The organism is Fischerella sp. JS2 (assembly GCF_032393985.1).
GTDB lineage: Bacteria > Cyanobacteriota > Cyanobacteriia > Cyanobacteriales > Nostocaceae > Fischerella.
The window spans coordinates 2,287,363-2,312,477 of record NZ_CP135918.1; the positions used below are offsets into that span (position 1 = coordinate 2,287,363).

Sequence of the window (25,115 nt, forward strand, 5' to 3'; positions counted from 1 at the left end):
CACTTGCAGCCAGTAACACCGACTGAGTTAGTTTCTCCAGAGAAAGCAACTTTACTTGGGGCAATTAAAGTTATTCCTCAAGAGTATGCAAATATCACCTGTCGCAGTATTGATGTTTTTGTTCCTGAAAATGGAAGTTGGCAAGAACAAAAACTTGTAGAAAGTTTGCTTGGGGAATTGAGTATTTCTAGTTGTGAGAAAGTGATTGCTTACCGAGGTGGCAATCGCTGGGTTCAATGTTTTGAGCCGGTGCGCCTTGAGCAGGCTAAGAGTAATACGCCACGATTGAAACAAGGGGGAGTCTATCTGATTACAGGTGGACTTGGAGGTATTGGACTTGTTTTGGCTGAGTATTTGGCACAAAATTACAAAGCGAAACTGGTGCTGATTGGACGAAGAGCTTTTCCTAACCAACAGGAGTGGTCTGAATGGTTACTGAGTCACGACTTCAATGATGTCATTAGCTGCAAGATTCGTAAACTCCAACAACTTCAACAGTTGGGTGCGGAGATTTTGGTTCTCGGTGCTGATGTGACTGATTTACAACAAATGCAGCAGGCGATCACTTCTGCACATTCCACTTTTGGTCTACTCAATGGGGTTTTCCATGCTGCTGGAGTTCCAGGAGGCAGCGTAATTCAGCGAAAAACCCGGGAAGAAGCGGAAAGTATATTAGCTCCTAAACTAAAGGGTACACTGGTTCTTGATGCTGTCCTCAAAGATACTCAACTAGATTTCTTTATCTTAACCTCATCAATTAATTCAATTCTCGGGGGATTTGGACAAGTAGATTATTGTGCGGCTAATGCTTTTCTTGACGCTTTTGCTCACTGCAATATCACAAAATCTCACACATTCATTACAAGTATCAACTGGGATACTTGGCAAGAAGTTGGGATGGCGGTAGACACAGCATTGTCCAAACAACTCCAAGAATTGCGTGCAGAAAATCTCAAACAAGGAATATTGCCCCAAGAAGGTATAGATGCTTTGACACGTATTTTAGAAAGTACAATACCTCAAGTTGTGGTATCTCCCTCTGATTTCCTGAATTTATTTCAGCAGCACAATTCTGATCAAAAAATACTCATCTCGGAAGTTTTAGAGACAATCAATAAATCACACGCAACACATCCACGACCCGAATTAAGTAATGATTTTGTTGCACCTAGAAATGACATTGAGCAAAAGCTTGCTGACATTTGGCAAAAAATTCTCGGAATTGAGCGCATAGGAATTCATGATAATTTCTTTGAACTGGGTGGTGATTCTCTCATAGGCATTCAAGTTATTTCTCAAGTAAATAAGGCGTTTGATTTAAATGTTCCTATTGCTAAGCTTTATGAATGCCCAACTGTCAGTTCTATGGCAAAAATTTTGATTCCGGAAGAAGATGAAAAAACGAATTTTGAACAACGATTGCTGCGAGGACAAAGAAGAAGACAGATGAAAATGCAAAAAATGCTAGACGAGAGTTAGTCTTATGTAAATTGCAAAGTTTTATTTAAGCCAATTTGATTGGGATGAAAAGGAATTTTATTTTGATATTAAATAGGACTTACAGAAAATTATGAAAAACGAACCGCGAAGGACGCAAAGAACGCAAAGTCAAGAGGTTTAGGAGATATTTGACGCTCTACACTGATAAATCCAGGTTAGGAAAATCCCAAAGTTTTCAAAACACAAAACGAAGTAGCTCTGATTAACACTCTGCGTTCCTTTGCGTTAACCTCTGCGCTCCTCAGCGTTTAAAAATAAAAACATTTGGGATACTCCCCCAGGTTGTAACAATGATTGATTTCTAGTTACTTTGAAAGAGAAAATGATAAGTACTTATAAAATACTGGAACAAGCATCAGATTTAGACATAGCCATAGTAGGAATGGCTGGTCGATTTCCAGGTGCGAAGAATATCAATGATTTTTGGCATAATCTTCAGAATGGAATCGAATCTATTTCTTTTTTTTCAGAGCAAGATTTGGTATCTTTAAATGTTGAAGATACTGTTTTCAACGACCCAAATTATGTGAAAGCAGCACCTGTACTAGAAGATATAGAGTTTTTTGATGCTAGATTCTTTGGCTTTAGTCCCAGGGAAGCTGAAGTGATTGATCCCCAACACCGTTTCTTCATGGAATGTGCTTGGGAGGCTCTTGAAAATGCTGGTTATGACCCTGAAAAGTATGAAGGTTTGATAGGGGTTTATGCTGGTACAAGCACTAATACTTACTTTTTTAATAATATTTATAACAATTCTAATTTGAATGATCTTGCCAATACATATGCTCTTAATAAGGATTTTCTCACTACGAATATCTCATATAAATTAAATCTTACTGGCCCAAGTGTAGGTGTCCAAACTTACTGCTCAACATCATTAGTAGCTGTACACTTAGCCTGTAAAAGTTTGCTGGATGAAGAGTGTGATATGGCTTTGGCAGGTGGAGTTGCCATCAGTGTGCCACAAAAGTCAGGCTATCTCTATCAAGAAGACGGAATTTTATCTCCTGATGGTCACTGCCGCGCTTTTGATGCTAAAGCACAAGGCACAATTTTTGGTAGTGGTCTCGGAATTGTCGTTTTAAAAAGATTTAAAGATGCTGTTACTGATGGTGACTGTATTCATGCAGTGATCAAAGGTTCAGCTATCAACAACGACGGTTCTTTAAAAGTCAGCTATACAGCACCAAGTGTAGATGGTCAGGCAGAGGTGATTGTAGAAGCTTTAGCCAATGCTGGCGTGGAAGCTGATGATATCTCATACATAGAAACTCACGGAACTGGAACACCTACTGGCGATCCTGTGGAAATCGCTGCGCTTACCAAGGCTTTTCGTACCTTTACACAGAAAAATGGCTTCTGTGCGATCGCTTCGGTAAAACCAAATATTGGACATTTAGATACAGCAGCTGGTATAGCAAGTCTTATCAAGACCATCTTAGCATTAAAGCACAAACAAATACCCCCTAGTTTAAATTTTGAGACTCCCAATCCTCAGATTGATTTTGCTAATAGCCCCTTTTACGTCAATACTAAACTTACCGATTGGAAAACTAACCGTACTCCACGCCGGGCTGGCGTTAGTTCCTTAGGCTTTGGTGGAACTAATGCTCACATCATCCTTGAAGAAGCCCCGGAAATAAAACATTGTGAAGAATCTCGACCTTGGCAATTGCTATTATTGTCAGCCAAAACTAGTTCGGCACTTGAAAGTGCAACTGCGAATCTGGTTACGTACTTAAAACAGCATCCAGATACAAATCTAGCCAATGTAGCATACACTCTTCAGGTTGGTCGCAGGGCTTTTAACTATCGCCGGATGTTGGTTTGCCAGAATGTTGAAGATGCTGTAACCGCCTTGGAAACACTGGAGGAGAAACGGGTTTTAACTGCATACCAAGAACAAAGAGAACAACCGATCATATTCATGTTCTCAGGTCAAGGAAGCCAATATGTAAATATGGGGCGCCAACTTTACGAAGTAGAACCAACATTTCGCCAGCATGTAGATGATTGCAGTCAGATACTCAAACCCCACCTGGGAGTAGATATCCGCAATATACTTTATCCAACTGCTCAACAAAGCGAACAAGCATCACAACAACTACAACAAACAGCAATCACACAGAGTGCATTATTTGTCATAGAATACGCCCTCGCCCAGTTGTGGATGTCTTGGGGTGTGCTACCTACGGCAATGATTGGTCACAGTATCGGGGAGTATGTAGCAGCAACAATTGCTGGGGTGTTCTCAACAGAAGATGCCTTGGCAGTAGTCGCAGCAAGGGGTAAACTCATGCAGCAACTACCAACTGGCAGTATGCTAGCAATTGGGGTTGGGGAAAAACAAGTGCAGCCTCTGTTAGACGACGGTCTATCATTAGCAGCAATTAACAGTCCCTGCTCTTGTGTAGTTTCAGGAACAACGGATGCTATCAGCGAACTACAAAAACAACTAGCTTCTCAAAACATCGAATCTCGGGTTTTGCACACATCTCATGCATTTCATTCTCATTTGATGCAACCAATGTTGGGGGAGTTTGTGCAGTTGCTGAGAAACGTCCAACTTCAGCCTCCCCAGATTCCTTTGATTTCCAACCTCACAGGCACTTGGATTAATCCTCATGAAGCGACAAATCCTGAGTATTGGGGTCAGCATCTGCGACAAACAGTGAGATTTTCTTCCGGTGTATCTCACCTATTACAGCAACATGACGGCATTTTCCTAGAAGTAGGACCAGGACGAACCCTCAGCACACTCACAACCCAACATCTTAACGGTAATCAAAAACAAAAACATTTGGTTTTAACTTCCCTACATCATCCCCAACAACAACAATCAGATGTTGCTTGGTTGTTACAGACATTAGGTCGGTTGTGGTTGTTTGGAGTCGAAATCGATTGGTCGGAATTTAATAGCCATCAGCAACGTCATCGCTTACCTTTACCCACCTACCCCTTTGAACGCCAAAGATACTGGATTGAACCAGAAAAACAACAACAACAGCATCACTACCATCCTACCCCTGCACTTGGCAAAAAATCAGACATTTCGCAGTGGTTCTACATACCTTTCTGGAAACCATCTTTACTACCAGTACAAATTGAAGTCCAACAACAAACAACGCCAAAATCTTGTGTTTTGCTGTTTGTTGATGATTGTGGCTTGGGTAACAAACTCAAAAAACAACTCCAACAACAAAATCAAGATGTGATTACTGTCAAAGTTGGACATAACTTGACAAAGTTAAACGAGTTTGAATATACCCTCAATCCTCAACAACCTGATGATTATGATGCTTTAATTCAAGAACTTTTCAAACAACAAAAGTTACCAAATAAGATTGTTCATTTGTGGAGTATCACACCTTGTTGTCAACAACAATTAGAATTTGAAAAAGTTGAACAAGCTCTAACAAGGGGATTTTATAGTTTACTATTTCTGGCGAAAGCTTTCGCAAGACAACAAACGAATGATGATTTTTCTATTACTGTTATTTCTAATCACTTGCAGCCAGTAACACCGACTGAGTTAGTTTCTCCAGAGAAAGCAACTTTACTTGGGGCAATTAAAGTTATTCCTCAAGAGTATGCAAATATCACCTGTCGCAGTATTGATGTTTTTGTTCCTGAAAATGGAAGTTGGCAAGAACAAAAACTTGTAGAAAGTTTGCTTGGGGAATTGAGTATTTCTAGTTGTGAGAAAGTGATTGCTTACCGAGGTGGCAATCGCTGGGTTCAATGTTTTGAGCTTATAGGTGCGCCTTGAGCAGGCTAAGAGTAATACGCCACGATTGAAACAAGGGGGAGTCTATCTGATTACAGGTGGACTTGGAGGTATTGGACTTGTTTTGGCTGAGTATTTGGCACAAAATTACAAAGCGAAACTGGTGCTGATTGGACGAAGAGCTTTTCCTAACCAACAGGAGTGGTCTGAATGGTTACTGAGTCACGACTTCAATGATGTCATTAGCTGCAAGATTCGTAAACTCCAACAACTTCAACAGTTGGGTGCGGAGATTTTGGTTCTCGGTGCTGATGTGACTGATTTACAACAAATGCAGCAGGCGATCGCTTCTGCACATTCCACTTTTGGTCTACTCAATGGGGTTTTCCATGCTGCTGGAATCGTTGGCGGCAAGTCTTTTGCAGCCATTGACAAGATAACTAAAACAGATTGTGAACAGCAATTCCAAGCAAAAGTATACGGACTTATTGTTTTAGAGAAAGTATTAAAGCATACACAACTTGACTTTTGTTTATTGCTGTCTTCCTTATCATCTGTTTTAGGAGGATTAGGATTTGTTGCCTACTCAGCAGCAAATAATTTCATGGACACTTTTGTACACCAATATAATCAAAACCATCCCGTTTCATGGATTAGCGTCAGCTGGGATAGTTGGCAACTTGAAACAGAAAATCAACAAAGTACATCTTTAGGCGCAAGTGTGAGTGAATTCGCATTCAATGCCCAAGAAGGTCTAGAAGCTTTGCAAAGAATTTTGAACTATAGTCAATTCAATCATGTAGTTGTCTCTACTGGAGAACTGCAAGCTAGGATTGACCAATGGATTGATCTGAAATCTTTCCCACAACAAACAAATTTATTATCACTTCATCCCAGACCCGATTTACAAAATCCCTACGTTCCTCTCACAAATGAAATTGAACAAACAATTGCCAATATATGGCAAGAGGTTCTGGGGATCAAAGATGTAGGTCTCTATGATAATTTCTTTGAATTAGGTGGAGATTCGCTATTAATAATTCAGGTTCGCAGCAAACTTCTGAAAACGCTAAACAAAAATTTATCAATCGCTGATCTATTTGAATATTCGACTATCAGTGCTTTGGCAGAATATCTCGGCGAAAAACAGGTTGAACAGCCAACATTTCAGCAAGCTGATGAACGTGCCAAGAAAAAAGAAGAGGCTATGCAAGAAAAAAGGCAATTAATGAAACAAAGGAGGAAGGCAGATGGATAATCAACAAATCCACAATTCCGTCAAAGGCATAGCCGTAATCGGTATGGTTGGTCGTTTTCCAGGAGCCAAAAGTGTTGATGAATTTTGGCAGAATCTATGCAATGGCAAAGAGTCTATTTCTTTTTGGAGTGATGAAGAATTAGAGCTTGCAGGCATAAACTCAGCATTGCTGCGTGACCCTCATTATGTCAAAGCTGATGCCCGTCTGTCAGACATTGAAATGTTTGACGCTGCTTTCTTCGATTTCTCGCCCAGAGAAGCCGAAATTATGGATCCCCAACACCGGATTTTGCTGGAGTGTGCCTGGGAAGCGTTGGAAAATGCTGGTTATGACCCTGGTGCAGACCCAGGTTTAACTGGTGTTTACGTGGGGACTAACCTGAGTATCTATATGCTGAATAAACTCAGTGCCAATCCCGAACTGAGTAAATCAATCGGTTCTTCGATTTTCTTTAGTAATGTTCAAGATTTTGCAGCTACACGAATTTCATACAAATTAAACCTGAGAGGGCCAAGTATCAACATTAGCACCGCTTGTTCTACGTCATTGGTAGCTGTTCACTCAGCCTGCCAAGGATTGATGAACTATGAGTGCGATATGGCTTTGGCAGGTGGTGTTTCAATCCAGTCTCTACAACAAGAAGGTTATTTCTATCAAGAAGGGGGAATGACTTCTCCCGATGGTCACTGTCGCGCCTTTGATGCTAAAGCACAGGGGACTGTTTTCGCCGACGGGGTAGGCATTGTTGTACTCAAAAGACTAGAAGATGCTTTGGCAGATGGCGATCGCATTCACGCAGTCATCAAAGGTTCAGCTATTAATAACGATGGTGCTGCTAAGGTAGGTTACACCGCTCCTAGTGTAGGTGGTCAAGCCTTAGCCATCGCTGATGCTGTTGCGATCGCTGGGTTTAATCCAGAGACAATTACTTACATCGAAACTCACGGAACCGGTACAGCCTTAGGAGATCCGATCGAAATTAGTGCCCTCAAGAAGGTGTTTGCAGCCCGCACCAGTCAGAAGGGATTTTGTGCCATTGGTTCGGTAAAGACTAATGTGGGACATCTGAATATAGCTGCTGGTGTGACTAGTTTAATCAAAACAGTCATGGCACTCAAACACAAGATGATTCCACCCAGTTTACATTTTGAACAACCAAATCCTGAAATAGACTTCGCTAACAGTCCCTTTTACGTCAATACTACGTTATCAGAATGGAAAACTGATGGGATTCCTCGCCGCGCTGGCGTCAGTTCTTTTGGTATTGGAGGGACTAATGCCCATGTGATTTTGGAAGAAGCACCAGTTGTAGAGACGTGCCATGGCACGTCTCTACACTCTCGTCCTTGGCAATTGTTGGTGCTTTCAGCTAAAACCGAAACCGCTTTGCAAACTGCTACAGCTACTTTGGCTTCTCATCTCCAGCACCACCCTCAGTTGAATTTAGCTGATGTGGCTTACACGCTGCAAGTGGGTCGGCGAAGTTTCGATTATCGCCGCATAGTAGTTTGCCACTCCCTTGAAGACGCACTCAAAGTCCTAACAGACCAAGATCCGCAACGTGTTTTCACTCACCAGCATAAACCCGGTCAATGTCCAGTCGTGTTCATGTTCTCAGGTCAAGGAAGCCAATATGTAAATATGGGGCGCCAACTTTACGAAGTAGAACCAACATTTCGCCAGCATGTAGATGATTGCAGTCAGATACTCAAACCCCACCTGGGAGTAGATATCCGCAATATACTTTATCCAACTGCTCAACAGCGAACAAGCATCACAACAACTACAACAAACAGCAATCACACAGAGTGCATTATTTGTCATAGAATACGCCCTCGCCCAGTTGTGGATGTCTTGGGGTGTGCTACCTACGGCAATGATTGGTCACAGTATCGGGGAGTATGTAGCAGCAACAATTGCTGGGGTGTTCTCAACAGAAGATGCCTTGGCAGTAGTCGCAGCAAGGGGTAAACTCATGCATGCAACAACTACCAACTGGCAGTATGCTAGCAATTGGGGTTGGGGAAAAACAAGTGCAGCCTCTGTTAGACGACGGTCTATCATTAGCAGCAATTAACAGTCCCTGCTCTTGTGTAGTTTCAGGAACAACGGATGCTATCAGCGAACTACAAAAACAACTAGCTTCTCAAAACATCGAATCTCGGGTTTTGCACACATCTCATGCATTTCATTCTCATTTGATGCAACCAATGTTGGGGAGTTTGTGCAGTTGCTGAGAAACGTCCAACTTCAGCCTCCCCAGATTCCTTTGATTTCCAACCTCACAGGCACTTGGATTATCCTCATGAAGCGACAAATCCTGAGTATTGGGGTCAGCATCTGCGACAAACAGTGAGATTTTCTTCCGGTGTATCTCACCTATTACAGCAACATGACGGCATTTTCCTAGAAGTAGGACCAGGACGAACCCTCAGCACACTCACAACCCAACATCTTAACGGCAATCAAAAACAAAAACATTTGGTTTTAACTTCCCTACATCATCCCCAACAACAACAATCAGATGTTGCTTGGTTGTTACAGACATTAGGTCGGTTGTGGTTGTTTGGAGTCGAAATCGATTGGTCGGAATTTAATAGCCATCAGCAACGTCATCGCTTACCTTTACCCACCTACCCCTTTGAACGCCAAAGATACTGGATTGGTGCTAAATCGCCACTACCTTCTTCAACTGGCAACTCTGTAACATTAGAGACAAAACAAGATATTGCCGACTGGTTTTACATTCCTTCATGGAAACGTTCATTGTTACCTCAATCTTGTAGGAAATCAGGAAATGAGAAATGGCTTTTATTTATTGATGAATGTGGATTGGGCTGCGAGTTAGCTAACAGATTAAAAAATCAAGGAAAAAATGTTACTACGGTGAAGGTGGGAGAAAAGTTCACCAAACTAAGCGAAGGTATTTATAAAATTAATCCCTACAAATATCATGATTATGATACTCTGCTGACAGAACTAATAGCCCTAAATGAAACTCCACAGAATATTGCCTATTTATGGAGCATCAGTAGCTTGGATACTCCTAAATTAGGTGAGTTTTTAGAATTCAAAAGTTTGCTCTTTTTAATACAAACCCTTGATAAACAAAAAATTACTGAGCGTTTGCAAATTTGGGTTGTATCCAACCAAATTCAAGAGGTTAATGGTAATGAAACTCTCGATCCAGAAAAAGCAACGGTGTTAGGGTTGTGTAAGGTTATTCCTCAAGAGTATCCTAATATTATCTGCCGGAATATAGATTTTGTTTTAACAGACAGTCGAGATTTTCACAGTAACATATTAGACCAAATCACAAGTGAATTCTCGGCTTTATCATCTGATACAGTTGTTGCTTATCGCCACAACTACCGTTGGGTACAAGTATTTGAACCAGTACACCTATCAGCAGTTGAAGAAAACACCTCACTGAAAAAAGACGGTGTTTACCTGTTTCCTGGTGGATTGGATAGTCTTGGAGTTGTGATAGCAAAATATCTAGCAAAAACTCTCCAAGCAAAACTCATATTTATCGAGGATTCTACTTTTCCAGAAAAGGATGAGTACTCACAATGGCTAGAAACTCACACTCAAGAAGATGAAGTCAGTGGCAAAATTAGGAAATTGCAAGCATTAGAGGAATTAGGTGCAAAAGTTTTAGTGATACGTGCAGATACAACTAATTCTCAACAAATGTACCACAGCCTTTCACCTGAGAATATTGGTGAAATTCAAGGGGTGATTTATTCAACTGGAATAACGCGCGAAAATGTAAATTGCTCGATACCAGAAATTGGTAAAACCGAATTAGAACAGTTGCTTGATTATCAACTTCGTAAGTATGTTGTCTTAGAACAAGTTTTACAAAATAAAAATTTAGATTTTTGTATCATTCTTTCTTCTTTATCTTCCATTTTGGGAGGATTTGGGTTAGGTTTATATTCAGGAGTTAATCAGTTAACTGATTCTTTTACCCAAAGACATAATCAAACAAATTCTTTTCCTTGGATTTCCATTAATTGGGATAAGTTACAACTGAATGCAATCCAAGAACAAAAAACACTTGGACAGGCATCTGGGGTGGAATTAGCGATCAATGAGACTGAAAGCGTAGAAGTATTTAAACGGGTATTTTCTTTAGGAGAAGGAACTCAAGTTGTTGTTTCTACGATAGATTTAAAAGCCAGATGGGAACATACATTTAAACTGGACTTAGAACCAAAATCTTCTAGTCAAGGAGTGCCTTTCTCGCGCTATTCGCGACCTAATCTGAGTAATTCTTATATTGCTCCAACTAACGAGTTAGAAAAACAAATTACCGAAATTTGGCAAGAAGTTCTCGGGATTACACAAGTTGGGATTTACGACAATTTCTACGAGTTGGGAGGAGATTCTCTGATTGCTACTCAATTGGTTTCTCGATTGCGAGCAAAATTTCCAGTAGAGTTACCATTGCGTGACCTTTTACTACAAGCAATGATACCTATCAAGCAGGCAGAAATGATTGAGCAGCTTTTGATGGAAAAAATTGAAGAGTTATCTGAGGAAGAGGTAGAAATTCTTTTGGCGAACCACGGGGGTGTTGATTGAGAATTGGCATCATTGGGGTAAAGGGTTGTGTAAAATGTATTTTTTTTTAAACGCAGAGGGGCGCGGAGTAAGCGCAGAGGAACGCGGAGTATTTTGATGAATTTTTATTTTTGTAGTGAGAAATAGGAGATTCAGTTTATGCTTTTGGTTACAAATCCTCCAAATTATGATTCTATTGCCCGGTTGCAAAATGAATTTAAGAGTCCAGATGAAGTTGTCGTAGAAGCTATTATTCCTGCTTTAGAGCAAATACTTTTACCACATATTCCTGAGGGAGGGCGTATTCTCGATCTTGGTTGTGGTAGCGCTCAGTTAGTACATCAGCTTCAGATCAGGGGATATGAAATGACTGGAATTGATGCTTCTGAGGCGCTGTTGCGTTATGCTCGAACAAACGCTCCTGAGAGTGAATTTATCCTTGGTGATATACGTGATTTTAAGTTACCACAAACCTTCGATGCGGTTTTTTCCAAAGATGTTTTACTCTTCATTTTAAGTATTGAAGAATTGACAACTGTTTTTCAAAATGTCTATGCTGCGCTGCGAGATGATGGTTTATTTGTATTCACGATACCAATAACAGATTGGTTGCATGAGATTGCTCAAGAAAAAAGTTTCAATCATGTCTATGTTAATGATGAATGTGCTTTTATTGAATTATTTGATTATAAACCGGCAGAAAGGATGTGGGAAATAAAGGTTACAGGTTTTGAGTTGGTAGAAGGTATTTGGAAGCGTTCTGATACGACTTGGTTAAGGAAGGATTACTTTTTAGCGGAAGTTCAATCTGCTTTAGAAAAGGTGGGATTTACAGAGTTAGCTCACTACAATATTAAAGATTTTGGGGGTAGTGAGGAAGCTGGAATGGCTTGTTTTGTTTGTCAGAAAAATTCTTTGACGCAATAACGAGTCATGAAAGAATAAAACCGCAGAGGCACAGAGGACACAGAGGATAAGAGTTAGGGAGGTATTTTGCGTCAGTTCGGTAGTGATTATTTGGACTAGTTGAGGTTAATAGTCATTAATTGATATCGCTAATGTTCCCTTTGAATATCTATCTGTGTTCATCTGTGTGCATCGGTGTTCATTTTTTATCTATTTTGTAATGTATCGAATAAATTCAAAATAGCTATTAATAAATACTAACTATTAACATGAATAAAAAATCTTCTAATTTATCACCTGCCAAAAAAGCTCTTCTGGAAAAATGGAAGGGAGGCAAATTTCGGGCTGATACTATCCCTAAACGTAACAATTCTAATAACATTCCTTTGTCTTTCTGCCAACAAAGGCTATGGTTTATTGACCAGCTTTATCACGGAAGTTCTTTCTATAATATTCCTAGTGCATTTCATTTAAAAGGACTACTTAATATTACGGCACTCCAGCAAAGTCTGAATGAAATTCTCAGGCGTCATGAAGTTTGGCGTACAAATTTTGTGCTTGTAAATGAACAGCCTGTTCAGCAAATTGCATCGGAATTAATTTGGGAGTTACCCATCATCAACCTGGAGCATTTGTCTGGTGAAAATTGGGAAGGAGAGATTAAAAAATTTGCAGCACAGGAAGCAAAAAAACCTTTTAATTTAGCTAAGGGGCCTCTTGTCAGAGCAACTTTATTGCGTTTGGGTGAAGAAGAACACGTTTTCCTTTTGACTATGCATCACATTATTACGGATGGATGGTCTGTTGGTGTGTTTATGCAAGAATTGGCAACTCTTTATGTAGCTTTCTCTACAAGCCAGCCTTCACCCTTAAGCGAACTCCCCATCCAGTATGCAGACTTCGCTGTTTGGCAACGCGATCGCTTACAAGGTGAGTTGCTTCAAACTCAACTCAATTACTGGAAGCAACAACTGAGTGGTGAATTACCCGTACTACAGTTACCTACAGATCGTCCACGTCCTGCTGTTAGTACTTTTACTGGTGCTAAGCAGTACTTTACGTTATCCAAAACCCTGACAGATGCACTGAATCAATTGAGCCAGCAAGAAGATGTGACTTTATTCATGACTCTGCTGGCAGCATTTAATACACTGCTCTACCATTACACAGACCAAGAGGACATTTTAGTTGGTTCTCCCATTGCCAACCGAAACCGAGCGGAACTAGAAGGGATGTTGGGTTTGTTTGTTAATACGTTGGTGTTGCGTAATAATCTCAGTGGCGATCCCAGCTTCCGCGAATTTCTCCATCGCGTGCGTGAGGTGACTCTCAATGCTTATACACATCAAGATTTACCTTTCGAGAAGTTGGTAGAGGAATTGCAACCGGAGCGAGATTTAAGCCGGAATCCACTGTATGAAGTCATGTTTGTCCTGCAAAATACGCCAATGTCGATCCAGGAAGTTTCTGGGTTAACCTTGCGTAGTTTGGAGTTCGATAGCGGTACAGCACAGTTGGATATTTTTCTGTCGATGTCCGAATCTCAAGAGGTATTGACGGGATTTTTGGAGTACAATACAGACCTATTTGATTCAGCAACGATAACTCGATTCATCAACCATTTTCAAGCTTTATTAGAAAGTATTGTTGCCGACCAACAGCAGCGCATTTCACAATTATCACTACTGACTGCCAAAGAGCGAGAGCAACTTTTATTTGAGTGGAATCAAACTAGTGCAGATTATCCCCGAGATAGGTCTCTCCATGAATTGTTTGAGCAGCAAGTTGAGCGATCGCCTAATGCCTTAGCCATAATTAATCAGTCAGAACAGCTTACCTATGAGCAACTCAATCAGCAGGTCAATCAGCTTGCTCATTATTTACGCAAACAAGGTGTCACAAAAGAAACGCTCGTTGCCATTTGTCTAGATGACCTAGAAATGGTTGTGGGAATTTTAGCTATCCTCAAAGCTGGCGGTGCATACATTCCCCTTGATCCAAGTTATCCTATCGAGCGTTTGAGCTTTATGCTCTCTGATTCTCAAGCGTCATTGGTAATTAGTCATTCGTCATTGGCTAATGGCTTTAGACAAATGACTTTTGACCAAGAACAGGTGAGGCTCATCTACCTAGACAATGAATGGGAAATTATTAACCAAGAGAGTCAGGAGAACCCAGTTAGCATTTCTTCAGGTGATCATCTCGCCTATATTATCTACACTTCTGGCTCTACTGGAACTCCTAAAGGTGTGCTGGGAACTCATCGCGGTACAGTGAATGGCTTGTACTGGTTATGGAAAACCTATCCTTTTACACAAGAGGAGGTTTGTTGTCAGAAAACAGCTATAAGCTTTGTAGACTCAGTGTGGGAGATTTTTGCTCCCTTACTCCGGGGAATTCCGACTGTAATTATCCCGGATGCAATTGTCAAAGACCCACAACTGTTTATAGAAACTCTGGCATACCATAAAGTTACGCGTATTGTACTTGTCCCTTCACTGCTACGCTTACTATTAGATACTTACAGCCATCTCACTAAGAATTTATCGCATCTCAAACTCTGGATCACAAGTGGAGAGGCGTTGTCTGTTAACTTAGCCGAAACTTTCCGAGAATTGCTGCCTGAAGCAAAACTGATCAACCTTTACGGCTCATCGGAAGTTTCTGCCAACGTCACTTACTGTGATCTGAGTTTGTTACCAGATCAACTAACCACGATTCCCATCGGTCGTCCCATTGACAATACTCTCGTCTATGTGTTGAGTAGCCGTTTGCAACCAACTCCTGTAGGAGTTGTGGGTGAACTCTATATTGGTGGTGATGGATTGGCAAAAGGCTATCTGCATTGTCCGGAGTTAACTCAAGAAAGATTTATTGATAACCCCTTTGTCCCAGGAACCAAACTTTATAAAACTGGGGACTTGGTACGTTATCTCAACGATGGCAATCTTGAGTATTTTGGTCGTCGCGATCGCCAGGTAAAAATTCGAGGTTTCCGGGTTGAATTAGGAGAAATTGAAGCAGCGATCGCCAAACATCCATCTGTGCGGGAGTCTGTTGTCATCGCCCAGGATCATAATCCAAAAGATCAGCGTTTCATAGCTTATGTAGTTACCAAGCAAGATATTGACATACCACAACTGAGCAACTATTTACAAGAAAAGTTGCCCAATTATATGATTCCGTCTGCCTTTGTCATTTTGGATGCAATACCGTTAACACCGAATGGCAAAGTAGACAAGCTAGCCCTTCCTACAGACGATGTTATCCGACCTCAGGCGATCGCATCCTTTGTTGCTCCTCGGAATTTTACGGAATTGACTTTGGTGAAAATTTGGGAAAATCTCCTGAATACTAGTCCGATTGGAGCCACAGATAACTTCTTTGATTTGGGTGGTCACTCATTTTTAGCTGTGCGACTAATGGCTCAAATTTATGATCAATTTGGTCACAATCTTCCCCTGTCTACTCTTTTTGAAAATCCCACAATTGAAAAACTAGCTGTAATTGTTAATCAGCCATTCTATGAGAACTCCGGTTCTCACTTAGTAGCAATCCAGTCTTCTGGTGACAAGATTCCTTTCTTCTGTATGCATGGCGCTGGTGGAGGTATTCGTAACTACTTTAATTTGTCCAGAAGACTTGGTGAGGACTATCCATTTTATGCCTTGGAAGATAACCCTGACCAAGACGAACCTGAAATTATTTCAGTAGAGGAGACAGCAACTCGCTACCTCGGAGAAATTCGTCAGGTACAACCCCATGGCCCTTATCTTTTAGGAGGCTTTTGTTACGGTGGTGTGCTTGCCTTTGAAATGGCACAACAATTGCAAAGGCAGGGTCAAACAGTAGGTTTGCTAGTTGTAATCGACGCTATATTACCAAAAACTGCGGTGAAACCTGGGGAGGATGACGATGCAAAATTCTTACTCCGCATGGCTGAATCGATCAAAACAAACAATAATATAGACTTTTCAGTTGCTTTTGAGGAACTTCGAGGTTTACCACTGAATGAGCAACTTCATTTAGTAAATAAAAAAGCAAACTTCATTTTTAGCGACACAGAGATTAAGGATTTCCTTGGCTATTACAAGCTTTTCAAATCTCATGTTCAAGCCATGCGAGATTATGTTCCGCAGGTTTATCCTCACTCGTTGACTTTATTTCGAGCTAACGAGGAAATTGTGCATGACTTTGAAAGTGCAGAATTTAATACTAATGATCCTTGGCTAGGTTGGGGTAAATATTCTCGCCAACCTATACAGGTGATTGAAGTTCCAGGGGATCATTTCTCGATGTTCGTTGAACCTCATATTCAGGAATTAGCCAAACAGTTAAGAATTTGCATTGATCATGCTTTGTCTAATATTACTCATTAACAATAAGACGTTCATGAAGGTTTGTAGACAACCAAATATGAAAATATGACTCCTCCTACACCCCTACACCCTCACACCCATTTTCAAGACAGATGCCTACGGGCGATCGCGCCCACAATGAGGAGATGAATTCAACGAACACCGTGCAAGGCGATGAACACTGATAGATTATGAGTTTGTTGTTAGGTTGATCTCCAATTTTTTTTCAAGCTATATGTCTATGGGCGTTAGCGTAGCTCCTCCGTAAGGAGGCTCGCCCACAACGAGAGCATGAAAATTTAACTCCTCCTACACCCCTACACCCAAACCACCCCCACACCCATTTTCAAACTACACCGATGAAACTGCCCCCAGGACCAAAAACCCCCAGTTGGCTGCTGAATCTGCAATTCGAGGCTAACCCCTTTGGCTATATGGATGATATTTACAGACGCTATGGTGATATTGTCACGATCATGTCTGATTCTACACCAGTAGTCTATGTCAGTAATTCTTTAGGAATAAAGCAGATTTTCACTAACACCAAAGAGATCGCAGCTAGGGGTGTGTTGAATCAAGATTTTGCTTTAATGACAGGTCAGCAAGGAATACTTCAATTGGATGGCTTGCGCCACAAACATCGGCGCAAACTCTTAATGCCTGCTTTTCACGGTGCTAGGATGCAAGCCTACGGGCGACGTATCTGTGAACTGACAGACAAAATCATGAATCAGCAGGCGATCGCGAAACCGTTTGTTGCCTACCGTACCATAGAAGATATTACTCTGCGGGTAGCCATAGAAGTTGTTTTAGGTTTAGAGGAGGGAGAGCTTTACAATAAGATAAAAAATTTATTTATTTCTATAGTCAGATATCCCCAATCTCCTTTATATGAGTTTTTCACAAAACTTCCCTTGGGGCGACGGGATTTAGGTCAGTGGAGTCCAAGGGGATACATGCTGCACCTGCGGCAAGAACTTTTTGATTTACTGGATGCAGAAGTTAAAAAGCGTCGTCAGCAAGCAGATCCTTCACGCACAAGCATTCTCAGTGATCTCATATTTGCCCGTGATGAAACAGGCGCAGCCATGAGCGATGAAGAAGTACGCGACTTGCTACTGTCGCCCGTATTTGCTGCTCAGGATGCTTCTGCTACTGCGATCGCTTGGTCATTATACTGGATTCATCGACTGCCCCAAGTTTGCGATCAACTACTGCGGGAACTCGATAGCCTTGGTGAATCAAAAGATCCCATGAGCATTATTGAGCTACCCTACCTCAATGCTGTCTGCTACGAAGCTTTAAGAATTTACCCGACTCAATTATTTACATTTCCAAGATTGGTAGAGTCACCAGTTGAGGTGATGGGCTATGAGTTGAGTCCAGGTACAGTGCTAATTGGCAATATTTATTTAACCCATCAACAAGAAAAATTATACCCATGCCCTAAGCAATTTCAACCAGAGCGTTTTCTAAACCAACAATTCTCTCCCTACGAATTTCTTCCCTTTGGCGGCGGTTCCCGTGTTTGTATCGGAGCAACTTTTGCCCTATTTGAAATGAAACTTGTCTTGGCAACGATTCTTTCACGCTATCAATTAGCACTGGTGAGTAAACAACCAGAACGACCCAAGTATGGAAATTTGATTTGTTACCCTGCTAGTGGAGTCAAGATGGTCGTGCATGGTCGGCGTCAACACCAAGGACAATCAAAACCATTTGTTGTTGGTTCAGTGTAGCTCTAGAGTTGGTTTTTATTCAGTTGACATAGTTTTCGCTTACGTCGGAATTACTCAACATCTGAGTCCAAAAACTTTGCGCTCCTCCGCACTTACCTTTGCGTTACTCTGCGTTAAAAAATATGGCGTTGCTGAATAAAGGTATGTTTTAGGCAGGTAAGGGAACAGAACGATATTTGAGGTAGTGCAATAACAATCGAACAGAGTATCTCAGCATTTCCTCGGTTTTGGAATAACATAAAGTTTTACGATGAAGACGAGCCAAATAATGTCTAAGCCTTGTGTTTTCATTTTCGACTCGTGTCATGTAGGTCTTACTCACAATTTGGTCACCATCAGGAACAAAACAAGGGTAAACAGGGTATCCATCTGTGACGTAAAAATAACTCTGCCAACACTGGACAATGTTCCATAACTGTTGGAAAGTAGTCGAACTACGATCACCTAAAACCCAAGCAAGAATACCTTGAGTAAAGTGATTTACCGCCGTCCACAACCAGATTTTATTTTTTTTGAACCAATAAATGTTTCTAATTCATCTAGTTCTCCCACCTGCGGAATTTCCTTTGAATTTGGTGTATCCGCCAATTGTGTACCCACTCGTTTAACCCAATGAATAATGGTAGTATGATGAACGTTTTTCACCCTTTCAATTCCACGAAATCCCATACCATTGACGTACATTTTTAGGCATTCTTGTTTGATTTCATCCGAGTAGCCCCTGGGTGGTTTATAGACATCAATGAATTGACGACCACAATCACAGCAAATGTGATTCTGTTTACCTCTTTTCTTTCCATTCTTACGGTTATGACAAGATCCACAGCGTGGACATTCCATGATTAATTGACCTCAATTCATACCGCTATTATGCAACGCCAAAAATATATTATTCCGATGCCAACGGATTCGATATCCCAAATGTCATATTTCTAAATTTGTCCTTTCCAAGTTAAATATCCATTCATCATCAAGGTAACGAATATGGTTCAAAGTAAAAAAGGCGCTGTAGTAATTACAGGAACATCCACAGGTCTCGGTCGAGCAACCGCACTCAAGCTTAGTGAACAAGGCTACCGCGTCTTCGCTGGAGTTCGTACAGAAAAAGATGCTGAATCGCTAAAACAAGCTGCATCTGGTGATTTAACACCAATCATCATGGATATCACAAAAGCAGATCAAATTAAATCCGCTTCACAATTTGTCTCACTGGCGGTTGGCGACGAAGGACTCATCGGACTAATTAATAACGCAGTTGCAGCAGTAGATGGGCCATTAGAATGTGTAGCAATAGATGACGCAAGATGGCAATTTGAAGTCAATGTTATCGGTCAAATCGCAGTCACACAAGCATTCTTGCCCATGATCCGCAAAGCCAAAGGCCGAATCATCAACATCAGTGCGATTTGCGGCAGATTGGCTCTACCCTATAGAGGACTCTTATCTGCTTCCAAATTTGCACTGGAAGCTATCACAGATTCATTGCGAATGGAATTACGTTCTAGCGGCGTTGAGGTTCTTTCTATCTTACCAGGGGCAATAGTCACCCCAGAACAGGCTGACAAAGTAGAGGCAGGCTATCAGAAAACATTAACAAATATGTCACCCGAAGCTAAAGCTATATATGGTAAAAATTACAGAATATATATGCAACGAGCAGTAGAGGGAAATCGCAACACAGGTTTATCAGTTGAAAAAGTGACAGATGTCATTTTAGAAGCCCTAGAAACTCCCAAACCGAAAAGACAATATTTCGTCGCAGAATCTCCTTGGCAACTCAAACTAAAAGCATCGTATAAAAGATTACTACCTTATCAATATTTTTACGATACCTTTTATTTTGATAATCTGCGAAAAGCATTGGGATTGGATTAACGGCATTTAGGGAGCGTTTATTTTTAAACGCAAAGGTTCGCAGAGGTTGACGCAAAGGAACGCAGAATGTAAATCAGAGTTACTTCGTTTTGTATTTATTGCCTCCTACCTTCTCCAATTACTCTCCCTACTAGAAAACTTTCTTGGCGTCATGGCGGTTCATTCCTCATCCCTACTTCGTGCAACCATAATAAACATGCAAACTCAACTCCTCACCACAGACTGTCGTTTTTGCTCACAAATTTCTAAAGCTAATGGAGAAGACCCAATTGGTACAGCAACTACTTGCGACCATTGGCTAATTATGGAATTTCCCCAACCTTGGTCACAAAACCTTTTTCAGGAAGACCCAAGAATACAACCCTTAGTAGTTTTGTTCCAAGAGTTAATAGTCAAACATGGGGTTCAGGTCAAACCAATGTTGATTGCTTGCGAACGCGAGTACTCTCATCCTGGCTTCACCCGCGTGTTGTACTACTACCGCCCTGCTGAAATGTTTTCTCAGTTTGAGAAGCAAGAGTTTGTTGTCCCACAAGAGGAAGCAACTAATTTAGTAACGGCGATCCTCAAGCAGTTAATACAACAACCCAACGATGTATCAAAGTTTCACCAGTATCAGCAACAAACTGGTCACATTCGCGAACTTATGGTTTGCACCCATGCTCAAGTAGACCTTGCTTGCGGAAGATTTGGGACTCCCATATATCGTCGATTACGCCAGGAATATGCACCTGCTTCCAATGGAAAGTTAAGGGTATGGCAAACGAATCACTTTGGTGGTCATCAGTTTGCCCCTACCCTAGTTGATTTACCCCAAGGGCATGTATGGGGACATTTAGAACCAGAAGTCCTGGATTTACTAGTAAAGCGAAATGATTCAGTTGCAAATTTACGTCAGTATTACCGAGGATGGACAGGTTTAACCAAACTTGGGCAAATAGCTGAACGCGAAATTTGGATGCAGTTAGGTTGGACTTGGCTGGATTACTTGAAAGCTGGCAAAGTGCTGGCGACAGGAGATGCTGATTGGGCAGAAGTACGTATTGATTACGCTGCTCCTGATGGTAGTGTATCAGGTGCTTATGAAGCCAGAGTAGAAGCTTGTGGTGAGGTCATGAGTGCATTCAACTCAGCCAAACAGATGCAGTTAGAAGCAGTGAAGCAATATCGTGTTAGCGGTTTAGTCAAGGTTGAGTAAACAGCAAAAATGACTCTACAAAAACAATCTCAAGTCACAAACGAAATCCTCCAAGGCAATATATTTAAGCTGATGTTCAAGTTATCGATTCCTAGTGTTCTGGGAATATTGATGCTGAGCTTAAACACTTTTTTTGATGCTTTATTTGCAGGTCAATTTATTGGTACAAATGCCCTGGCAGGTATTTCACTAGCACTACCGCTCACAGGTATAGTAGATGGATTTGCTCTTTTAATTGGAGTAGGGTCTGCTTCTGTTCTCAGTCGAGCTATTGGTGCTGGAGATATCAAAACTCAATCCAAATTGTTTGGCAACTTGACGCTAATGGGTATTATTATCTCCTTTTTGATTACAATTATTGGGTATAGCTTTGGTAAAGAATTTATTGTATTCATGGGAGGAAGTGGTGAAGTTGCTGCTGCTGGCACAGAATATTTTAAAATTTATATACTAGGTTCAATCTTTTATATCCTAGCGTTATCTTCTAGCGAGATTATTAAAGCAGAAGGCAAAATTAGACTAGCGACTGGATTTGAGTTGATTTTTGTCCTGATTAACATCAGCTTAAATTCTATATTTATTACTGTCTTTCATTGGGGTATTGAAGGAATCGCGATCGCTACAGTTATGGCGATGGTTTTTTATAGTATTTTCAACTTCACTTATTTTCTTTCTGGTAAAAGTTCTACCCCGATTAATCTCAAAAAGTTAGCTATAGCAATAGATTTACTACCTGCAATATTTTCCGTAGGAATATCATCGCTACTTTTTCCAATCATGGGGTTTATTCAAAATTTTGTGGTTTATCAATCAATTTCTCATTACGGAACAAATAACGATATTGCCTTTTTCGGAGCCACAGTCAGATTAACTTCATTTTTCCTCATTCCCTTGTACGGAATTGCACAAGCCTTGCAACCGATAATTGGTATAAATTATGGAGCTAAAAATTATCATCGCCTCAAGAAAGCATACTTAACTTTTGCTGCAATGGGTGTTATTTTATTAATATTAATTTGGCTGCCTTTACAATTATCACCAAAAACATTTCTAGGGTTACTTTTGCCAGATGTGATTTTTACAAAAAATGATATATTCAATTTTAGAATTCTCAGCCTATTAATACCAATTTGGCCTTTAGCAATTTTTGGTAACACTCTCTTTCAATCTATAGGTAAAGGTAAGATTGTCGTCACAGTAATTTTATTAAGGAGTCTACTTTTATTTTTGCCATTTGTACTCATTCTGTCAAAAATATTAGGTTTAATTGGTATATACTATGGCATATTCTTGACAGAGTTTTTAGTTGGAATAATTGCTTTGATATTGATATGTTTAGAATTTAGAAGTTTCAGTCAAATAACAAACGAAAAATTAAGTTTATAACTTTTGAATGGCAAGAGTTTGAACTACGTCAAAGTTCGATGCATTGCAGATATTGACCTAGCGACTTTAGAAGGTAAGGGATACTTGGAACCAGTAGAAGCGTGAAAGCTTGTACAGGTCTTAGGATTTGTAATTGCACTTTAGCGATAACAGGAGAAAAATTATGTACCAAGACGACAAAGAAGACACGACAATTTATAAAGTTGTTGTCAATCACGAAGAACAGTATTCCATTTGGCCAAGTGATCGCGACAATCCCCTTGGTTGGACAAATGTTGGTAAAAGTGGTTCCAAACAAGAATGTCTGGATTACATCAAAGAAGTCTGGACTGACATGAGACCGCTCAGTCTCCGGCAAAAGATGGCGGAAAACGGACGTAACATTTAGTACTTGGTCAATTTCAAGAAGCTTCTTAGAAATGGAGATTTACTCATGGTAGCCTCGTCTGTTTCTCAGGCACGGGTATGGTTTATCACTGGTAGCTCAAGGGGTTTGGGTCGAGCGTTAGCAGAAACATTGCTTGATCAAGGTGAAAGAGTGGTACTCACAGCACGGAACCCACAACAGGTAGAAGATTTAGCAGCAAAGTATCCAGGTTGTGCATTAGCAGTGCGACTTGATGTAACGAAACCCGAACAGGTGCGAGAAGCCGTAACACAAGCAATTGCTAATTTTGGACGCATTGATGTACTCGTCAACAATGCTGGATCTTCAACTGTGGGGACAATAGAAGAAGTTAGCGATGAGGCGGTTCGCCATCTGTTTGAAGCAAACTTTTTTGGTGTTTTAGAAACGCTCCGAGCTGTACTACCTCAGATGCGACAGCAACGCAGTGGACACATCCTCAATATTTCATCAATGCTTTGTTTTGCAGCTAGTGCTACCAATGGATTTTACTCTAGTAGCAAACTTGCACTAGAAGGAATTTCTGGAGCATTAGCTAATGAAGTTGCACCCTTCGGTATCAAAGTCACAATAGTTGAACCTGGTGCATTCCGTACAGATTTTATCACGCGTTCTATTGTCGTAACTGACACTCACATTGAGGACTATAAGGCATCAATTGGTGATATACGTCAGCAGTTGCAGAATGCCGATCGCGATAAACTTGGTGATCCGAAGAAAGCAGCACTGGCAATGATTCAAGTAGTTGATAGCGATAATCCACCAATAAGATTGGCATTGGGAGCAGATGCAGTCGATCTTATTGATGGCGCACTGGAGTTTATCAAAGCAGAACTAGATGCTTGGAGGGAAGTTGCTGTCAATACTGCGTTTGAAGAAGCTTTGACATCCTCGGTAAAGTAAAATCCTATCGAAAGAACACGGTTGCACATTGATGGATTTTCGTGAGCATGAAGATGATGTTTTATGGAACGAACACCGATGAACACGGATGAACACCGATGTAGACTGATGGATTTTCGTGATCATAAAGATTATGTTTTATGGAACGAACACAGATGCACACCAATACACACAGATGGATCGTGAGTTTGCTGTTAATTTAATCCTCGTTGACGTAGCGTTTCGGCAGGAGAATCATTGATCGCTGCTACTTTTACTAAGCGACTAACACGATACTGCTTGACTTTCTCTAACGGTTCGTTATCTCCTGAATCAAAAGCGGTCATAACATGACCGCTTAGTTCTATCATTGCTTCATAGGCGCTGCTTGTAGTTCTATCATTGGTTGTGAAATCAATACGAACTTTAGCCCATTCCTGATTAACTTCATCCATTGCCAATACTTGCCCCATTTTATGGTAATTAATCCAGTCCCAACCTTCTTGCATCCATATCTCCCGCTCTGCAATTTGCTCAAACTGGGATAAGCCACCCCAACCCCGGTAAAAAGGGTATAGTTTTGTGAGGGAACCATTGCGCTGCACAAGGGTATCCAATATTTCTAGCTGCAAATGACCCCAGTAGGTTCCTTGTGGCATGTCTATGAGGGTGGGAGCAAACTGATGACCTCCAAAATGGCTGCATCGCCAGACACGCAGTTTTCCACCAGAAGCGTTGGCATACTCGGAACGTAGCTTTTGATAAATGGGATAGCCAAATCTGGCACAAGCAACATCAATATTCGCATGGGTACAAATCAATAATTCCCGGATGTGGTTAGTATGTTGCCGATACTCTTCAAAAGATGGCAGTCTGTCTGGGTGTTTCAGTAAAGCCAATATTAATGAGCTAAACAAAGAATGGGGTACGATAAACTCGTGCTTCTCAAACTCTGCAAATAGCTTTGCTGGTCGGCGATAGTACAGTACACGCGTGTAACTAGGATGAGAGTACTCACGGTCTGGAGCAATGGTAAGCGGTCGGCCACGTTCCCAAACAATATGCAAAGCATCGAGAACTTCTTGGGATATTGGTTCAGGTTGTAGCCATATTTTTGCTGACCAGGGTTGTGCTGTCTCTAGAATTAGATAGTGTTCAAATGTCCCCGCAGAACCTATGGGATCTTCACCGTTAGTCTGGGAAATCACGGAGCAGAAACGGCAATTGCTAAGGGTTTGGTCAATTGTCATAATTTACCTGTCAACAAGCAGTTGAGTAATTAATAATACAAACACCTGCGGGATAGGGAA

General features: G+C 41.0%; 11 protein-coding genes and 2 pseudogenes. 11 read left to right on the forward strand and 2 right to left on the reverse strand.

Annotated elements, in window-relative coordinates:
* The first annotated feature begins 3 nt into the window (after positions 1–3).
* The 6 genes and pseudogenes from RS893_RS30505 (at position 4) to RS893_RS09500 (ending at position 18,058) form a co-directional block, all read left to right on the forward strand.
* Positions 4–1,479: an SDR family NAD(P)-dependent oxidoreductase gene (locus RS893_RS30505; RefSeq protein WP_315790947.1), complete on the forward strand. Its 1,476-nt coding sequence runs from the start codon at positions 4–6 to the stop codon at positions 1,477–1,479.
* Between the two features lie 343 nt (positions 1,480–1,822).
* A pseudogene (locus RS893_RS09475) lies at positions 1,823–6,485 on the forward strand (SDR family NAD(P)-dependent oxidoreductase).
* Positions 6,478–11,076, forward strand: a pseudogene (locus RS893_RS09485) (beta-ketoacyl synthase N-terminal-like domain-containing protein). Before RS893_RS09475 ends, RS893_RS09485 begins: the two co-directional pseudogenes overlap by 8 nt.
* 138 nt (positions 11,077–11,214) lie before the next feature.
* Positions 11,215–11,982 carry a class I SAM-dependent methyltransferase gene (locus RS893_RS09490; RefSeq protein WP_315790950.1) on the forward strand — a complete coding sequence of 256 codons (768 nt, stop codon included), beginning with the start codon at positions 11,215–11,217 and terminating at the stop codon, positions 11,980–11,982.
* A 248-nt stretch (positions 11,983–12,230) separates the two neighbouring features.
* Positions 12,231–16,340: an amino acid adenylation domain-containing protein gene (locus tag RS893_RS09495; protein WP_315790951.1), complete on the forward strand. Its 4,110-nt coding sequence runs from the start codon at positions 12,231–12,233 to the stop codon at positions 16,338–16,340.
* Positions 16,341–16,678: 338 nt separating this feature from the next.
* Positions 16,679–18,058, forward strand: a complete 1,380-nt coding sequence (locus RS893_RS09500; protein ID WP_315790952.1) for a cytochrome P450 — start codon at positions 16,679–16,681, stop codon at positions 18,056–18,058.
* Between the two features lie 148 nt (positions 18,059–18,206).
* Here the strand turns inward: RS893_RS09500 and RS893_RS09505 are convergent.
* Positions 18,207–18,898 (reverse strand): IS1 family transposase gene (locus tag RS893_RS09505; protein WP_315784082.1). Its coding sequence is split into 2 segments (ribosomal slippage): positions 18,207–18,574 and positions 18,574–18,898, totalling 693 coding nucleotides; the frame shifts between segments, so codons are not numbered across the junction.
* Between the two features lie 144 nt (positions 18,899–19,042).
* Between RS893_RS09505 and RS893_RS09510 the strand changes: the two genes are divergently transcribed.
* The 5 genes from RS893_RS09510 to RS893_RS09530 all read left to right on the forward strand — a co-directional run bounded on the left by RS893_RS09510 (position 19,043) and on the right by RS893_RS09530 (position 23,826).
* On the forward strand, positions 19,043–19,933 hold the full coding sequence (locus tag RS893_RS09510; RefSeq protein WP_315790953.1) for an SDR family oxidoreductase: 891 nt from the start codon (positions 19,043–19,045) through the stop codon (positions 19,931–19,933).
* Between the two features lie 196 nt (positions 19,934–20,129).
* Positions 20,130–21,131 carry a sucrase ferredoxin gene (locus tag RS893_RS09515; RefSeq protein WP_315790954.1) on the forward strand — a complete coding sequence of 334 codons (1,002 nt, stop codon included), beginning with the start codon at positions 20,130–20,132 and terminating at the stop codon, positions 21,129–21,131.
* A gap of 9 nt (positions 21,132–21,140) precedes the next feature.
* Positions 21,141–22,517 (forward strand): MATE family efflux transporter, encoded by a 1,377-nt coding sequence (locus RS893_RS09520; protein WP_315790955.1) that lies wholly within the window; start codon positions 21,141–21,143, stop codon positions 22,515–22,517.
* 163 nt (positions 22,518–22,680) lie between these two features.
* The gene (locus RS893_RS09525) at positions 22,681–22,905 is read left to right on the forward strand and encodes an MbtH family protein (RefSeq protein WP_315790956.1); all 225 of its coding nucleotides are present in this window, start codon (positions 22,681–22,683) and stop codon (positions 22,903–22,905) included.
* Between the two features lie 45 nt (positions 22,906–22,950).
* Positions 22,951–23,826 (forward strand): oxidoreductase, encoded by an 876-nt coding sequence (locus RS893_RS09530; RefSeq protein ID WP_315790957.1) that lies wholly within the window; start codon positions 22,951–22,953, stop codon positions 23,824–23,826.
* Between the two features lie 194 nt (positions 23,827–24,020).
* Here RS893_RS09530 and RS893_RS09535 read toward each other — a convergent pair whose 3' ends face one another.
* The gene (locus RS893_RS09535; protein WP_315790958.1) at positions 24,021–25,055 is read right to left on the reverse strand and encodes a sucrase ferredoxin; all 1,035 of its coding nucleotides are present in this window, start codon (positions 25,053–25,055) and stop codon (positions 24,021–24,023) included.
* Between the last annotated feature and the right edge of the window lie 60 nt (positions 25,056–25,115).

Coding starts and splice junctions, on each gene's coding strand:
- RS893_RS09500 (WP_315790952.1), top strand. CDS start 16,679: ATGAAACTGCCCCCAGGACCAAAAACCCCCAGTTGGCTGCTGAATCTG.
- RS893_RS09535 (WP_315790958.1), bottom strand. CDS start 25,055: ATGACAATTGACCAAACCCTTAGCAATTGCCGTTTCTGCTCCGTGATT.
- RS893_RS09530 (WP_315790957.1), top strand. CDS start 22,951: ATGGTAGCCTCGTCTGTTTCTCAGGCACGGGTATGGTTTATCACTGGT.
- RS893_RS09490 (WP_315790950.1), top strand. CDS start 11,215: ATGCTTTTGGTTACAAATCCTCCAAATTATGATTCTATTGCCCGGTTG.
- RS893_RS09515 (WP_315790954.1), top strand. CDS start 20,130: ATGCAAACTCAACTCCTCACCACAGACTGTCGTTTTTGCTCACAAATT.
- RS893_RS09495 (WP_315790951.1), top strand. CDS start 12,231: ATGAATAAAAAATCTTCTAATTTATCACCTGCCAAAAAAGCTCTTCTG.
- RS893_RS09510 (WP_315790953.1), top strand. CDS start 19,043: ATGGTTCAAAGTAAAAAAGGCGCTGTAGTAATTACAGGAACATCCACA.
- RS893_RS09520 (WP_315790955.1), top strand. CDS start 21,141: ATGACTCTACAAAAACAATCTCAAGTCACAAACGAAATCCTCCAAGGC.
- RS893_RS09525 (WP_315790956.1), top strand. CDS start 22,681: ATGTACCAAGACGACAAAGAAGACACGACAATTTATAAAGTTGTTGTC.